We start from the raw sequence: 15575 nt of genomic DNA, 5'->3' as shown, positions 1-15575 counted from the left end.
CGTCGCGGCGGCGCATGGATGATCACAGCGATTGCTCCGTTTTTCGCGCCGGCCGCGTCACCACGGCCTGCGGCACGTCATAGGCGCTGAGCGAGGCCCAGTGACGCGCGATATCGGCGCGGAACAGGCCGCGCGTCAGGCCGTGGACCAGCTTTGGGACGGCGGTCGTCATCGCGTTGATCGACGATCCCGACGGACCGAAGCTCATGGTGGAGGCAATGGCGAAGAGATGGATGTCGGATATCCAAGGCGTCTTTCCCGGCACAAGCTCGGTGAAGGCGTAATCATCGGCGAGATACGGAAAGCGGCCGAGCCGTTCGTTGCGTTCGCTCTCCGGCGGCTGGTAGCGGTCGGCCCAGGTCGCGATGTTGCCGGCGAATTTGGCGAGCTCGCCGCGGCCGGCAAAATTCATGTCGATGCCGGTGCCGCAGATGACGAAATCCGCCGTGATCGCACCGCGCGGCGTCTCGAGTTCAACGCCGGCGACCGTCTGGCGCGCAGCCTCGAGCGGCGCGCCCTCGTGCAATGTGAAATTGGCGTGACGCTCGCAGCGGTCATAGGTCGGTTGCGGAAATCCTTCCCGCATTTCGAGGATCTTGCGCATGAAGCGCCAGCGCCAGGCATCGTCGAGATCGCTGAGATGACGGAGGAACCCGCGGAAAGTCAGCCAGCGATAGGGCTGGATCACCTGGATCTGCGCGCGGCGGCACAGCAGGTGCACCTCGGTGGCACCCGCCTCCAGAGCCGTCGCCGCATTGTCGAAGGCGGAAGCGCCAGCGCCGATCACGGCCACACGCCTGCCGCGCAGGCTCTCGAAATCGATGTCGTCGGCGACCGTCGCAACGGAGCTCGCCGGCAGATGCGCTAGCTGCTCCGGGATCATCCAGTCGCCCATGCCCTCCTGCCCTGTCGCCAGCACGATCTTGCGGGCGTAGAGGGCCTCGACCTCTCCAGCCCGTTTCACGCGCGCGGCGAGCAGGCCGTCGGACGCCGGCGTGACCTCCAGGAGCTCGCAAGCGTTGCGCACCGGCAAGCCGATCGTGCGCCGCAGCCAGAGCAGATACTCCGCCCAGTGCTCGCGCGCGATCAGGCCAAGCTCCTGCCAGCTCTCCTTGCCGAAGTGGGCTTCATGCCAGGACTGATAGGTCAGGCTCGGGATATCGAGATCCGGGCCGGTGTAGTCCTTCGGGCTGCGCAGCGTCGGCATGCGGGCATAGGTGAGCCACGGGCCCTCCTTGCCCTCCTCGGCCTTGTCGAGCAGCAGGATGTTGCTGACGCGGGAGCGCATCAGGCCGAAGCCGATGGCGATGCCGGACTGGCCGGCGCCGATAATGAGCACGTCCAGCGCGGGCTTGCCGTCCGGCCCCGTCTTCGGCTCAAGCCATGCGGCGCCGGGATGCGCGATCATCGCGAGATCGGCGCGAACCGCGGCTTCGAGCTGTGTCAGCGCGTCGCTCATGCCGCGAGCCAGCCTCCGTCGACCACCGCCACGGTGCCAGTCGTGAACGAGGACGCATCGCTGGCAAGATGCAGCGCAGTCTGTGCGATTTCTTCCGCCTGGCCGAACCGTTTCATGGCGTGGCGATTGCGCGAGGCCTCACGCACTTCATCCGGATTGGCGTGACGGGCAAAGCTGCGGCGAAGCATCGGCGTGTCGATCGCGCCCGGCGCGATCGCGTTGGCGCGAATGCCGTCCGTGGCGAAATCCACCGCCATGGTCCGTGTCAGGCTGATGATCGCACCCTTGGCCGCGATATAGGCGCTGTTGCCCTTGCCGCCGGCCATCGCAAGCTGCGATGCCAGCGTGATGATCGATCCGCTCTGCTGCCGCTGCATCTGCGGCACGGCGGCCCGCGCCCACAGCCAGGTGCCGCCGACATTGGTGCGAAACACCGCATCCCAGTCTTCCAGGCTCGTCGTCAGCACCGTGCCGCCGCAGGAGAAGCCGGCTGCGGTCATCAGGATGTCGAGCCGGTCGTGCCGCGCCACGACATCACCGACAACGGTCTCGGCGAATGCGGCATCGCCGACGTCACCGACATGCGTCGTTGCCTCGCTCACGAGGCTCAGCGTTTCCTCAAGCCCCGCGGCATCGCGATCGACCAGCGCGAGGCGCGCGCCCTCCGCCGCGAACAGTTCTGCACTGGCGCGGCCGATCCCCGAGCCTGCTCCCGTGATGATGGCCGTGCGCCCCTGCAGCCGCATGTCAGATCCCCTCCCTGTGCTGCATCCACCAGGCGCTCATCGCGGCAGCCGACTCCGCGCAGCCGAACCGGGCACGCCAGCCGAACTCGTCGGCCATCCGCTTGACCGACATCGGCGCCCGGTCCCCACCATGAAGCTTGATGACGGTCTTCTCGCCCGGGTTCGCAAGCCGACACTCGAGCCCGGGATGCAAGGCCGCAAATGCCTCACCCCATTGCAGCGCCGACCAGGCCACGCCGCTGGAGATGTTGTAGAGCCGGTGGCGCGGCCGCTCGGCTTCGATCAGCACGGCCACCGCCTCGGCGGCGTCCGGCGCGTAGGTCCAATCCTTGATGCCTGACGCAGGGAGAAGGGCCGGTTCGCCGCGCGCGAACGCGGCGAGAATCTGGAATTGGAGGCTCGGCGTATCGCGCACCTTCCCGATCCGTTCCCAAGGACCGAACACGGCGCTCAAACGCACGCTGAGAAAATCGCCTCCCCACAACTCGGCAAGCCGCGCCACCGATCGCTCTGACGTGAATTTGCTGATCGCGTAGAACGAGACGGGATCGCACGGCGTCTCCTCGTCCAGTACCGGATAGCGTTGCCCCGCGGCACCATAGGCAGATGCCGAGGACAGATTGATCACGCGCCGAACGCCACGGCGGATCGCAGCGCTCAGGATCGGTATCTGAGCCATCACATTGATCTCGAGGATGCTCGAGGTCGTGGACCGCTCGAGCTGGTCCCCGGCAGTTATAACAGCGCCAAGGACAAGCGCATCAAAGCCTTGTTTTACGAGGGCATCGATCCTCTCGACGTCCGTGATCTCGCCCTGAACAATCGAGAGGCGCTCCCGGTACTCGGTAAGGGATCGCTCCGCTCCGGCTGGAAGTTGCTTGCGATCATACAGCGTCACCTCGTGCCCGCGCGCGAGCAGCACCTCTGCGAGATTGAGGCCGACAAAGCCGGTGCCGCCGAAGACGACGATCTTCATCGCGCGCGATCCACCATCACAGCAGTTTTGCTCCGAAATTCCGTTCCGGATCCATGTCGGCAACGAGCCGGCCGGTGGGCTTGGCGGCCTCGCCGCCGCTGCGCGCCAGGAATTTTCCGCTGCCGGCGCTCGCGAGGCACTTGTTGCCGTCGACGATCACGCGCCCGCGCGAGAGCGTGGTCACCGGCCAGCCCTTCAGCTTCCGGCCCGCGAACGGCGTGTAGCCGGTGAGATCGTGCATCATCTCGTCGGCGATCACGGTCTCGCGGTTGGGATCCCAGATCGCGATATCGGCGTCGGCGCCGACCGCGATCGAGCCCTTGCGCGGATGCAGATTGTAGATTTTTGCCGGCGCCGTCGCAGTCAGCTCGACGAATTTTTCCAGGCCAAGCCGTCCCTTCGACACCATCGCGTCGAACAGCAGCGGCAGCCGCAGCTCCAGTCCGGGCAGGCCGTTGGCCACCTGCTTGAAATTGGGATTGGGGCCGGCGCGCAGCTTGCCGGTCTCGTCATAGCGATACGGCGCATGATCCGACGAGATGGTCTGGAGATCGCCGAGCGACAGCGCCTGCCACAGCGCCTCCTGGTCGGCATGCGTGCGCGGCGGCGGGCTGCACATCCATTTGGCGCCTTCGGCGCCGGACTTGTCGAGATCGTTCGCGGTAAGGAACAGGTATTGCGGACAGGTCTCGGCGAAGACCTTCAGCCCCTGCCCGCGGGAGTCGCGGATCACCTTGGCGCCTTCGGCAGTCGAGACATGGAAGATCATGATGGGCTGGTCGATCAGCGCCGCCATGCCGATCAGCCGCGTGAAGGCTTCGGCCTCCGACACACGGGCATGGCTGACGGCGTGATATTTCGGCATGGTATAGCCGCGCGCGAGTAGCCGCTTCACCATCCAGGCGATGATGCCGTGGTTTTCGGCATGGGCGCACAGCATCGCGCCGGACTGGCGCGCGGCGAGCAGAATGTCGAGCAGCGGCTCGTCGTCGACCTTGAGCCGGTCGTAGGTCATGAAAATCTTGATCGAGGCGTGGCCCTGCTTCACCAGCGCTGGAATGTGCTCCTCGACCGTTTCCTTGGTCGCATCCGCGATGATCATGTGAAAGGCGTAGTCGATCACGGCGCCCTTCTTCGCCAGCGCGTGATAGTCCTCCACCACCTGCGGCAGCTTCATGCCGACATGCTGGGCGGCGAACGGGATCACCGTGGTGGTGCCGCCGAAGGCCGCTGACACGGTGGCGCTCTCGAACGTATCTGCGTTCATGATGCCGGCCGCCGACAGCTGCTCGATATGGGCGTGGCTGTCGACGCCGCCGGGCAGCACCAGCTTGCCGCGTGCGTCGATCTCGCGCTTGGCCGGGGGAAGCCCGCGGCCGATGGCTGCGATGGTCTCGCCTGAGATGGCGACGTCGGCCTCGAAGACGTCGGTGGTGGTGGCGACGCGGCCGCCGCGGATGATCAGGTCGTAAGCGGGTTCAGTCATGAGGCACTCCGTGATAGGCTCAAGGCACGTACTCGTAATTTCGCAGGAAGACCATCATGTCCCGGCCACGCATTCTCGTCATCAACCCGAACTCCAACCACAAGGTCACGCAAGGGTTGGAGGATGCGTTGAAGCCGCTCGGTTTCGAGGGCGGGCCGGAGGTGGTCTGCCAGACGCTGGCCGAGGGTCCGTTCGGCATTGAAAGCCAGGCAGACGTCGATAGCGTAGCGATGCCGCTGCGAAAGCTCGTCGAAAGCGACAACAGCTCGGCCGCCTTCGTCATCGCCTGCTACAGCGATCCCGGGCTTCAGGTCTGCCGCGAAGGCACCGACCGCCCCGTGTTCGGCATCGCCGAGTGCGGCGTGCTGACGGCGCTCGCCCGCGCGGAGACCTTCGGCGTGATTGCGATCGCGCAGCGCTCGATCCCGCGCCACATGCGCTATCTCAGGCAGATGGGATTGACCGAGCGCCTTGCCGGCGAGCGGCCGCTCAACATGAGCGTTGCCGAAACCGCCTCGGGCGAAGGCACGCTCGCCAAAATGATCGAGATCGGCCGCGCGCTGCGCGACGAGGACGGCGCGCGCGCCATCGTGATGGGCTGCGCCGGCATGGCGCGCCACCGCCGTCCGCTCGAAGACGCGCTGCGCATTCCCGTGATCGACCCGACACAGGCGGCCGTCACCATGGCGCTGGGTACGGTGCAGTTCTCGGCTCACTAGGCGTCCTTCAGCTCTTTGGTGTCCTGGCGCGCGAGCCATTGCGCATGGCTCTCGCGGACGAGCGCAAACGTGTCCCGCTGCGTGGTGTAGAGATTGCCGAACATGCGGCCGATCGGCCGGTAGGCCTCGAGATCGACATACATGTTGGCGGTGTCGACGAGGCCTTCGCGGGCGTGAACCCGCAAGACCTCGCCGACCAGGAGCTCGCGATCCGGCGAGAAGTTCAGCACGACGTGACGTCGGCATTCCAGCGCAAACGGCGCCGCGGCGAGACGCGGCACCTTCACGTCGACGGAGGGAAGCGTCGCAAGCCCCGTCGCGGCGACCTCGCTGTCGCCGGAGGGGAAATCGACCGCGCAGTCGTTCATCGCGACCGACAGCGCCTCATCCACCATGTGAACCACGAACTCACCATCGCGGTGGATGTTGCGGGTGGTGTCCTTCGGCGAGTGATCCGGCTTGTGCTGGAGTCCGAGCACGATCAGCGCGGGACTCTCCGAGAACACGTTGAAGAAGCTGAACGGTGCGGCATTGACCGCGCCGTTCTCATCCAGCGTCGTCACCAGCGCGATCGGCCGCGGCACCACCACGCCGCAAAGCAGCTTGTAGCGATCGCGCGGATCCAGTTCACGCAGTGAGATGCCTTTGTCCGCCATCGGCATCACTTCTCCGGCGGCGGCACCGCGCCGGTCCGGCTGGTGATCAGCCCGTAATGCTCGATGCGGCGATGCCGGGCGAAATCGAAGATCGTGGTCTTGCCGAAAATGGTGGCGTCGAGGTCGCAAGGATAAACCAGAACCTCGTCGTCATCCGTCTTGGCCTCGGCGACAATCTCGCCATTGGGATCGACGATCAGGCTGCCGCCGAACAGCGGGTGGCCGTCCTCATTGCCGGCCTTGGCGACCGCAACCACCCAGGTCGCATTCTGGTAGGCGCCGGCCTGCACCGAGAGGCGATTGTGGAACAGGCGCTTCTCGACGCCCTCCTCGCTCTTCTCCGCATTCACGGACGGCGTGTTGTAGCCGATCAGCACCATCTCGACGCCCTGCAGGCCCATGACGCGATAGGTCTCGGGCCAGCGGCGATCGTTGCAGATCGCCATGCCGATGATGCCGCCGAGCTCCCGCCAGACTTGGAAGCCGAGATCGCCCGGCTCGAAATAGCGCTTCTCCAGATGCTGGTGCGAGCGCTTGGTGTCGTATTCCACATGGCCCGGCAGATGGACCTTGCGATATTTGCCGACGATCTTGCCGGATTTGTCGGTCAGGATCGCTGTGTTGAAATGGTGTCCGTCCGGCGTCAGCTCGGCATAGCCGAAATTCATCGCCATCCCGTGCTGCGCCGCGCGCTCGAACAGCGGCCTGGTCGCCGCGTTCGGCATTTCACGTTCGAACCAGATGTCGAACTCCGAGCGGTCCTCGACATACCAGCGCGGGAAGAACGTCGTCAGCGCCAGCTCGGGATAGACGATCAGGTCGGCGCCCTTGCTTTTGGCCTCGTCCATCAGCGCGATCATGCGCTTGACCACGGCCTCGCGGCTGTCGGCTTTCTGGATCGGGCCCATCTGGGCGGCGGCGACATTGACGATGCGCATCAGCGAATTCCTGGTGATCTCTCGGAGGAAGCAGCGGCTTTAGGGATGTTCCGGCGCGCGCAGCTTAACGCAGCCTCGCACCGCTTTTCCAGCCAAGCAGCTTTCATGCCGTCCGCCCCCATTCGGCGTCCTGCAACAGGCGCCAGTTGATCTTGTTGCTGGCGGTCCGCGGCAGGGACTCGACGAAGACGACGGCGCGCGGCGCCTTGTAGCTCGCCATCGCGCCGCGCGCCCAGCCGACAATGTCGTCCTCCGATGTCGTCACGCGTGCGGCTTCATCGAGCACCACCAGCGCCTTGACCGTCTCGCCGCGATAGCCGTCCGGCGCCGAAATGATGCAGCACTCCCGGATGGCCCGGTTCTGGTACATCGCCGCCTCGACCTCGGCCGGCCACACCTTGAAGCCGCTGACATTGATCATCCGCTTCAGGCGGTCGACCGCGAAGAAATAGCCGTCGGCATCGCGATAACCGAGATCGCCCGTGCGCAGGAATCGCTTGCCGTCGAGCTCGATGAAGGCTTCGGCATCCGCCTGCGGCCTGTTCCAGTAGCCCTGCAGCACCTGCGGCCCGTGCACGACGATCTCGCCGACGACATTGTCGTCGAGCTCGATCAGGCTCTCGGGATCGATGATCCTTGCGTCGGTCTCCTGCACGGCGATGCCGAGGCACTGCGGCTTCGGCGCCGCCATCGGGTTGAGATGGGTCGGCGACATCGTCTCGGTCATGCCGTAGCCCTCGACGAAATCGAGCCCGAATCGCCCTTTGAGCCGTTCGGCCACCGCGGTCGGCATCGCCGCGCCGCCGCCGGTCAGTACCTTGAGCTTCGCAAAGCATCTGTCGCGGAAGCGCGCGCTTGCGAGCACGTCCACGATCATGGTCGGCGCCGCGTTCCAGAACGTCACGCCATAGGTCTCGAACAGGTCCGGGAGCAGATCCTTGTCCCAGCGCGCCATCAGCAGCAGCGTGGCGCCGGTGACGATGGCGGCATTCATCGAACCCTGCATGCCCGCGACATGGAACAACGGCATGAAGCCGCTCATCACGTCGCTGCCATCGAGCCCGTACCAGCGCGCCTGCAACACCGCAGTGAACAGCGCGCTGCGATGGGTATGCATGCAGGCCTTGGGCTTGCCCGTCGTGCCCGAGGTATAGGGCAGGATCATGAGATCGTCCGGACCCGCAGTCATAGCGCCGGGCCGCAAGCTTCGTGCGATCGCCGACGACCACAAATGCCAGCCCGGCGACGACGGCACCTTCGACGGCGCTTCGGTGACGCATGAAGGAAGCGTATAGGGCGTCGCGGCCGGAACCTCGTCGCGGTACTGCGCGACAATCGCATGCGTGATCGCCTCGCCCACCAGCGGAGCAAACACATCACTCAGTTCGCTGCCGATGATCGCAACCCTGGCGCCGCTGTCTGCGGCGAGATACGCGATCTCGACGGTCTTGTTCATGGGATTGACCGGCACGATCACGGCATCCGCCCGCATCACCGCGTAATAGGCGATGACATATTGCGGCGAGTTCTGCAGCGCGATCATCACGCGGTCGCCGCGCTTGATGCCGCAAACGCCTTGCAGGAAGCCGGCCATGGCATCGACCCGGTCGCGCAGCTCGGCATAACTCAGGCTCGCGCCGTAAAACATAGTTGCCAGATGCGAGGGACCATCGTTCGCCGCGCGTATCAACGCGTCGTACAGTGTCCCCTCCGGCATCGCGAGATGCCAGGGCTCATCCGTCGGCCAGGCCGGCGAGCGACGAGGTGCTGCGTGATCCGCGCTCACCCGTGCTCCTTGTCGGCGATGTCGAGGCCGTGGTCGAGCGCATCGAGAAGCAGCGTAGCCTCGTGCTCGGAGATCAACAGCGGTGGCGCCAGAAACAGCGAAGTCTGCTCGCCGCTGGTTCCGATCACCGCGCCGGCCTCCAGCGCCCGCTCCGCGACGCGCGAGGCGATCGGCACCTCCGTGGTGTCGGCGTGCCAGGTGCGCCAATCCGGGCCATGCAACTCGACCGTCCAGTGCAGCCCCTGCCCCGCCACGCGCTGCACGCTCGGATGCTTTTGCGCGATCACGAGGAGGCGGCGGATGAACAGCTTTTCCAGATTCTGCACGTGCTCCAGAATCTTGTCGTCAGTGACGACCCTCAGATAGGCGCTGACCGCCGCCATGCTGATGGGATGGCCGCGCAGCGTGCCGTAGTTCTGCCAGCTCGTGCCCTTGAGCCGCTCGACGATGTCCTTGGAAACCACGACCGCAGCCACCGCCGCCGCGCCGCCGCCGAGCGACTTTCCGAGCGTGACAATATCTGGGCGGCTCTGCGCGCCCTGAAACGCGAACCAGCGGCCCGCGCGCCCCGCGCCGGTGACGACCTCGTCCGCGATCCAGTACGAGCCCGCCTGCCGCGCGCGCTTCGCCACTTCATCCTGATAGGCGCCGTCGTAGTAGATGCCGCCCTGGGTGTAATCGATGATCGTTGCCGCCGTGTCCGAGAGCAGGCGCGCGGCGTCGGCGAGATATTCGCTCGGCGGCGTATTCTTGGCCGGCCCGCCATAGATCGCGCCTTCCGGCGCCGGCAGAATCCGCACCGGCGCCATCGGCGCCGGTAGTTTTGAGCCGCCGGCGTGCACGGCAAGACCGCCGTGCCATTGCGGCTGCACCGTCATGCTGCGGGACAGGCCGGTGATGCCGTGATAGGCGCGCTCGCGGGTCGCCAGCGCGGAACGCTGCGTCAGCGCCTGGCAGAGCGACAGCGCCATGTCATTGGCCTCGCTGCCGCTGATGCAGAAGCGCACAGCACCGACCCAGTCCTCTTCGCCTTTGAACGCGGTGGCCATCAGGTCGTCGGCGGCCCGCTCGCGACCGACCCAGGTCCAACCTTCGTTGACAACAGGCGTGTCGGCCGCGCGGCGGATCGCCTCCACCATCGCGGGATGGCGATGGCCGAGGCCGCCGCCGGTGTTGCTGCCGTCGATCAGCTTGCGGCCGTCAGCCAGGTGAAAGTAGACTCCCTCGCCGCCGACCACGGCCATCGGCGCAGCCTCGCCCGCATTCAGTCCGGTTCGCAACAATCTGCTCATCGCGGGTCCCCTCACTTCGCCGACGCGTCGCCGTAACCGCCGCCGCCGCACATCTCGATCGTGACGAGATCGCCTTGCTGCAACACCAGGTTCGACTTGCCGTCGATGGCAACGTTCGCGCCGTGTCTGACCAGCGAGATGCGGCAGGCCTTGCCGGACTCGCCGCCCTGCATGCCCCATGGCGCCATCACCATGCGCTCAATGCAGGTGGTCAGGTGCATCGAGGGCGCAAGGATGCGGTAGGTGCGGACCGAGCCGTCACCACCGCGATGCACTCCCATGCCGCCGGAATTCCGGCGAATGGCCTGCTGCTCGAGCCGGATCGCGTAATTCGCCTCGATCACCTCGACCGGCGTGTTCGAGGTGTTGGAGAGATGCACCCGTGTCGCCGAGGTGCCGGCCCGATCGTGCCGCGCGCCTTCGCCGCCGCCATGGACCTCGTAGAGCATCTTCCATGACCCATTCGGCCGCGGCTCGGCGAAGAACAGAACACCTGCGGTGGTCGCGCCGCCCGCCGACAGGCGCTGGGGAATCGTGTCCTGCATGGCGCGGAAAATCGCATCGACGATACGCATGGACGTCTCGTGATTGCCGGCGGCGACGGACGCGGTCCAGCCCGGCTCCAGGATCGAGCCCGGACGCGTGATGATGGTCAGAGGCCGCAGCGCGCCGGCGTTCTGCTGCATGTCACGTCCGCTCATGATGCGGGCGGCATAGGCCACCGCCGAGCGCGCCATGAACGGCGTCGTGTTGCAGAAATTGGAGACCCGGTCACAGCTTCCGGAGAGGTCGAAGGTCGCCTCATCCCCGCGAATGGTGATCTTCACATGAATGCGCGCCGGCGCGTTGTTCTGGCTGCCGTCGTCGAGGTAATCCTCGCCCTCGTAGACGCCATCAGGAAGGTCGCGCAGCGCCTCGCGCATCTCGATTTCGGAGAGATCGTGCAGGCGCGACTGCGTCGCCATGAAGACGGCCTTACCGTGCTCGCGGCAGAGCTCGACGATGCGCTTCTCGCCAGCCTTGGTTGCCGCAATCTGGGCAAGGAGATCGCCCTCGCAGGATTCGGCATCGCGAACGTTGGCCTTGAGCAGTTGCACGATCGGCGTGTTGACGCTGGCTGCGGTTGCGATCAGCACCGGCGGAATCCGCATCGCCTCCTGGAACGTATCGACCGCCTTGGCGAAATAGCTGCCGGGCCAGGTGCCGCCGATATCGGGCCAGTGCGCAAGGCTGACCGCGAAGGCCACGATCTCGCCGTCGACGAAGACGGGACGCACGACCTTGACGTCGTTGAGATGATTGCCGCCGAGCGCGCCGACATTGTAGATCACCACATCGCCGTCATTCAGGCTGTCGCGCGGCATCACCTTCAGCAACTCTGGGATGGTGTAGGCCATCGCGCCGAGATGGATCGGGATGTCGCGGCCCTGCCCGACCAGGCCGCCATGGCCATCGGTGATCGCGGACGACAGGTCGCCCGCCTCGCGCAGCAGCGGCGAGCGCGCCGAGCGCGTCATCACCAGGCTCATCTCCTCGGCCGCGGCGGAAAGCCCGTGCCTGATAACCTCGACGACGAACGGATCGAGCTTCATGCCGCCCTCCGCGTCAGGAACAGATTGCCGGCGGTATCGGGCCTTGCCTGCCAGCCAGGCGGCACCACCACGGTCGACCACGCATCTTCGATGATGGCCGGACCGGTAACGGTCTCCGTGAGCGAGGCGCGGTCGATGATTGCTGTCGCGATATCGTGGAAGCCATCGAACGAGCAGCTCCGCTTGCCGCTGGACACTGCTCTCACCGCGGTCGCCGGCCGGCTCACAACGGTTGTCGACGGGCGGCGGGCCTGCACACGCACGGATTCGATGACGCAAGGCTCGCCGGTCGCATAGCCGAACAGCTCGTGATGCCGCGTCAGGAAATCTTGCTTCAGCCTGGCGATATCGAGCGGCAGCGCGAACGGCACTGGGATGGCATCGTTCTGGGCCGCATAGCGCATCAAGGCCACCAGTTCGACCTGGATCTCCGCCTTCGTAACGCCATTGGCGATCAGCGGCGCGGATGCATCGTCGATCAGCGTGCCAATCCGCTCCGACACGCGGGCGAGATCGATGCCGTCGAGGGCGGCGCGAAGGGTCTGCTGCTGGAGGAAGCTGAAATCGGCGGTGAGGCAGCCCAGCGCCGAGAACGCGCTCGATGCGCTGGGCACGACGACCTCCGCGATCCCGTAGAGATCGGCGAGACCCGCGGCGTGCATCGGGCCGCCGCCGCCGAAGGCGAGCAGCGTGCAGTCGCGCCCGTCAATGCCGCGCTCGACCGTGACGCGCCGGAGCGCACGGGCCATGGTCGCGTTGGCGACCTTGATGATGCCGAGCGCTGTTTGGGTGAGGCTCAGTCCGAGCGCACGGGCAATCGGTTCGATAACGCGCTTTGCAGCCTCGATGTCGATGCCGATGCGGTCACCAAGCTTGGTCTCGGGATTGAGATAGCCGAGCACGGCATTGGCATCGGTAATCGTCGGCTCATGGCCTCCGCGGCCGTAGCAGGCAGGCCCCGGCTCGGAGCCGGCACTCTCCGGCCCGACCGTGAGGCCACCGGGACCGTTACGCACGATCGATCCACCGCCGGCCCCGATCGAATGCACCGCGAGCATCGGCTGGCGCAACGGCTTGTCGCCGAGCATGCGGCCGTCCGTCATCTCGGCCTGGCCATCGACGATCAGGCAGACGTCAGTCGTGGTGCCGCCCATGTCGAAGGTCAGCATGCGCGAGGTGCCGAGCTGGCGCGCGATGCTGACAGAGGCGGAGACGCCGGCGGCAGGCCCCGACATCGCCATCACCAGCGGCCGCCGCTTCACCGCGGAGATCGGGACCATGGCGCCGGCCGAGTGAAACACCTGCAGGCCGGGACCGATCGGTAGCCGCTGCTCCAGCTCGCTCAGATATTCCACAGCGATCGGCATCGCCGCCGCGTTGAACACGGTCGCCGAAGTCCGCTCGTATTCGCGCGCCTCGGGATTGACCTCGTGCGAGAGCGAGACATGGGCGACGATGTCCTTGAGCCGCTCGCCCAGCATCTTTTCATGCACCGGATTAGCATAGGCGTGCAGCAGGGCCACGGCGACGCTCTGCACGCCGGTCTGCTTCAGCCAGGCCACCAGACGCTCGATCTCGGCTTCATCCAGCGCCTTCAGCACGCGGCCTTCGTGATCGAGGCGCTCGGCGAGCCCAAAGCATCGCTCCGGCGGCACCAGAGGCGGTGATTTCGGCGGGATGTCGAGACGATAGAGATCGCGGCGGCGATAGCGCGCGATCTCCAGCACGTCGGCAAAGCCTTCGGTCGCGACCAGCGCCACCTTCGGCAACCGGCCCTCGACGATGGCGTTGGTGACGCGCGTTGTGCCGTGGACGAAGCGCTTGACCTCGCTCTTGCGCAAGCCCACCGCCTCGATGGCCTCCAGCATCGCCTGCACGGGCGCGTCGGGGCGCGACGGCACCTTCGCGATCCGCGCTTCGGCGGAATCGCGCCGGATCGCGATGATGTCGGTGAAGGTGCCACCGATATCGGTGCCGACCTCCCAGTGATTGTCGGAGTAGCTCATCTGCACAGTCAGCTACGGATGACGCCCGAACCGGACGCCGGGTCCTTCCCGTCCATCGCAACGTCCAATGCCAAACCGAGAGCGCTCATCATGCATCCCCTCTCATGCCACCATGAGCGAGCGTGCGACAGAGCGATGGGCGCGGGATAGGGCCAGAGTTGTCGCAAACGACTAGACCAGTGCGCGACTTCAGCCGCGCGCCGCGCCACCTGCTGCACGTTTTGGTGCAGCGCTGCCCGCGCTGACGGCACGCGAGCGGCGACCGCGCCACGCGGCAAACGTGCAGTGCACCACGGATTTCTCCGCGCAAATCGCGATGTCCGCTGCACTGCAATCCGAACACTCCAAATCGCCTGTCTAATTTGCAGGCGATCGGCCGGTAGCGTCGGATCTCTGTTTGCCTACGAGCTATGCATGGCGGTCGGTTCAGCCTCTCTTTATTGTACGAACAGTAAGAGAGGATATCGCCGCCTCCGATGGTGCGTTGCGGGAGCCGGTGCCGATGCAAGCCGCGATTCTCGCAAGCAGCGGCGAGGCATCCTCGACATGCAGCCGCCCATAGCCGAACACCAGTCCCTGTCGGGTCGGCTGCTCCAGAAAGTTCTGCGACAATGGCTGCACATGAATGCCCGCCTGCTTCAGGATCGCGGCCGCCTCGCGGTCGCTGATCCGCGCCCGCATCGCCTCGGTGAACTCCGCTACCAGATGCAATCCCGTCACCGCCGCGGAGACGACCAGATCATCCGGCATCAGCGATGCGATCGCCTCGATCAGCGCCTTTCGCCTGCTCGCATAGACCCGCCGCATCGCGCGCAGATGCCGCAGCAGATGCCCTTCCCGCATGAACTCGGCCAAAGCGAGCTGTCCGATGCCGGAGGTGTGCACGTCGATGCGCGCGCGGCCCTTGGAAAATCCTGCGATGAAATGCCTGTTGGCAACGATGTAGCCGAGCCGCAGGTTCGGCATCATGATCTTGGAGAAGGTGCCGAAATAGATCACCCGCCCCTCGCGATCGAGCGAACGCAAGGAGGCGATCATGCTGTCCTGGTGCCTGAACTCCGAATTGTAATCGTCCTCGATCACCCAGACGTCGTTTCTGTTGGCCCAGTCGAGCAGCTCGAGGCGCCGCTCCAGCCCCATGCTGACGCCGAGCGGATATTGATGCGACGGCGTGACCACGATCAGCCGCGCACCCGGCGCGCGCCGGATTCCTTCGGAGACGACGAGGCCCTTGTCGTCGACGGGAATGGGAACGAGCTTCGCGCCGGCCGCCGTCAACGCCCAGCGGGCCTCGACGAAGCCGGGTTCCTCGACCCAGACCTCGTCGCCGGGATCGAGGACCATCCGGCCGCAGAAATCCAGCGCACCCGATGTGCCGGAGGTGACGACCACCTCTTCCGGCGAGCAGACCAGCCCGCGCACCGAGCCGAGGAAGTTCGCGATCTCGCTCCGCAGCCGCGGATGGCCTTCGGCGGGAAGGTCGAGGCACTCCTGCTCCCTCGGATTCTGCCAGGTCTGGCGCAGCAGGCGTGACCATTCCTTGAAAGGAAACGTCGAGATGTCGGGCGCTCCGGGTGCGAACACGGACGGCCAATTGGTCTCGTAATCCAGGCCAAGCAGTGATTGCCAGCGCTTCGACATATGGGCGGGCGCAGCCTCAGGCGAGGCAACCGACGGCGGCTCCGCATGCGACGTCGCGACGGACGCCACCATGACGCTGCCGCGTGGCGTCGATTCCAGATAGCCCTCGGCGTAGAGCAGATCCCACGCCGTCAGCACCACCGTGCGCGAGCAGCCCAATTCCCGCGCGATCTCGCGCGAGCCCAGAAACTGCGTTCCGGTCGGAAAGACGCCGCGCAGAATGCAATCCCGGATGTGAGCCGCGATCTGCAAATGCAGCGGCACGGCCGAGGTCCGGT

12 protein-coding genes are annotated in these 15575 nt (G+C 66.0%); 1 reads left to right on the top strand and 11 read right to left on the bottom strand.

Annotated features, from left to right (window positions below; translation table 11 throughout):
• Positions 1–22: 22 nt before the first annotated feature.
• The 4 genes from GGD63_RS10465 to hydA are packed head-to-tail and all read right to left on the bottom strand — an operon-like array spanning position 23 to position 4667.
• Positions 23–1459: an NAD(P)-binding domain-containing protein gene (locus tag GGD63_RS10465; protein ID WP_183241459.1), complete on the bottom strand. Its 1437-nt coding sequence runs from the start codon at positions 1457–1459 to the stop codon at positions 23–25.
• Positions 1456–2205 (bottom strand): SDR family oxidoreductase, encoded by a 750-nt coding sequence (locus tag GGD63_RS10460; protein ID WP_183241457.1) that lies wholly within the window; start codon positions 2203–2205, stop codon positions 1456–1458. The genes GGD63_RS10465 and GGD63_RS10460 overlap by 4 nt, the downstream gene beginning before the upstream one ends.
• Position 2206: 1 nt before the next feature.
• Positions 2207–3181 (bottom strand): NAD(P)-dependent oxidoreductase, encoded by a 975-nt coding sequence (locus GGD63_RS10455; RefSeq protein ID WP_183241455.1) that lies wholly within the window; start codon positions 3179–3181, stop codon positions 2207–2209.
• Between the two features lie 16 nt (positions 3182–3197).
• Positions 3198–4667: a dihydropyrimidinase gene (gene hydA / locus GGD63_RS10450; RefSeq protein WP_183241453.1), complete on the bottom strand. Its 1470-nt coding sequence runs from the start codon at positions 4665–4667 to the stop codon at positions 3198–3200.
• A 56-nt stretch (positions 4668–4723) separates the two neighbouring features.
• On the opposite strand from hydA, the gene GGD63_RS10445 reads away from it, so the two are divergent.
• Complete coding sequence (locus GGD63_RS10445; protein ID WP_183241450.1) at positions 4724–5386, top strand: aspartate/glutamate racemase family protein; 663 nt, start codon at positions 4724–4726, stop codon at positions 5384–5386.
• On the opposite strand, the gene GGD63_RS10440 is transcribed toward GGD63_RS10445, so the two are convergent.
• The 7 genes from GGD63_RS10440 to GGD63_RS10410 form a co-directional block, all read right to left on the bottom strand.
• On the bottom strand, positions 5383–6042 hold the full coding sequence (locus tag GGD63_RS10440; protein ID WP_183241649.1) for a flavin reductase family protein: 660 nt from the start codon (positions 6040–6042) through the stop codon (positions 5383–5385). The two genes, GGD63_RS10445 and GGD63_RS10440, sit on opposite strands and share 4 nt — an antisense overlap.
• 5 nt (positions 6043–6047) lie before the next feature.
• Positions 6048–6980, bottom strand: a complete 933-nt coding sequence (locus GGD63_RS10435; RefSeq protein WP_183241448.1) for an N-carbamoyl-D-amino-acid hydrolase — start codon at positions 6978–6980, stop codon at positions 6048–6050.
• A 103-nt stretch (positions 6981–7083) separates the two neighbouring features.
• Positions 7084–8766, bottom strand: a complete 1683-nt coding sequence (locus GGD63_RS10430; RefSeq protein WP_183241446.1) for a long-chain-fatty-acid--CoA ligase — start codon at positions 8764–8766, stop codon at positions 7084–7086.
• A complete protein-coding gene (locus GGD63_RS10425) occupies positions 8763–10058 on the bottom strand; it encodes an aminotransferase class III-fold pyridoxal phosphate-dependent enzyme (protein ID WP_183241444.1) in 1296 nt (431 codons plus the stop codon). The genes GGD63_RS10430 and GGD63_RS10425 overlap by 4 nt, the downstream gene beginning before the upstream one ends.
• An 11-nt stretch (positions 10059–10069) precedes the next feature.
• Entirely contained in the window at positions 10070–11650 is a 1581-nt protein-coding gene (locus GGD63_RS10420; RefSeq protein WP_183241443.1) for a hydantoinase B/oxoprolinase family protein, read from the bottom strand.
• Complete coding sequence (locus tag GGD63_RS10415) at positions 11647–13656, bottom strand: hydantoinase/oxoprolinase family protein (RefSeq protein ID WP_183241441.1); 2010 nt, start codon at positions 13654–13656, stop codon at positions 11647–11649. Before GGD63_RS10415 ends, GGD63_RS10420 begins: the two co-directional genes overlap by 4 nt.
• Before the next feature lie 426 nt (positions 13657–14082).
• Positions 14083–15561, bottom strand: coding sequence for a PLP-dependent aminotransferase family protein (locus GGD63_RS10410; RefSeq protein ID WP_312013136.1), 1479 nt, complete (start codon positions 15559–15561; stop codon positions 14083–14085).
• Positions 15562–15575 lie beyond the last annotated feature (14 nt).

It is taken from the genome of Bradyrhizobium sp. cir1 (assembly GCF_014198245.1).
GTDB lineage: Bacteria > Pseudomonadota > Alphaproteobacteria > Rhizobiales > Xanthobacteraceae > Bradyrhizobium.
Note: the sequence above shows the minus strand (reverse complement) of the source record. Positions and strands in the feature narration are given on the sequence as shown.

Coding starts and splice junctions, on each gene's coding strand:
- GGD63_RS10420 (WP_183241443.1), bottom strand. CDS start 11,650: ATGAAGCTCGATCCGTTCGTCGTCGAGGTTATCAGGCACGGGCTTTCC.
- GGD63_RS10440 (WP_183241649.1), bottom strand. CDS start 6,042: ATGGCGGACAAAGGCATCTCACTGCGTGAACTGGATCCGCGCGATCGC.
- GGD63_RS10425 (WP_183241444.1), bottom strand. CDS start 10,058: ATGAGCAGATTGTTGCGAACCGGACTGAATGCGGGCGAGGCTGCGCCG.
- GGD63_RS10455 (WP_183241455.1), bottom strand. CDS start 3,181: ATGAAGATCGTCGTCTTCGGCGGCACCGGCTTTGTCGGCCTCAATCTC.
- hydA (WP_183241453.1), bottom strand. CDS start 4,667: ATGACTGAACCCGCTTACGACCTGATCATCCGCGGCGGCCGCGTCGCC.
- GGD63_RS10445 (WP_183241450.1), top strand. CDS start 4,724: ATGTCCCGGCCACGCATTCTCGTCATCAACCCGAACTCCAACCACAAG.
- GGD63_RS10415 (WP_183241441.1), bottom strand. CDS start 13,656: ATGAGCTACTCCGACAATCACTGGGAGGTCGGCACCGATATCGGTGGC.
- GGD63_RS10435 (WP_183241448.1), bottom strand. CDS start 6,980: ATGCGCATCGTCAATGTCGCCGCCGCCCAGATGGGCCCGATCCAGAAA.
- GGD63_RS10460 (WP_183241457.1), bottom strand. CDS start 2,205: ATGCGGCTGCAGGGGCGCACGGCCATCATCACGGGAGCAGGCTCGGGG.
- GGD63_RS10465 (WP_183241459.1), bottom strand. CDS start 1,459: ATGAGCGACGCGCTGACACAGCTCGAAGCCGCGGTTCGCGCCGATCTC.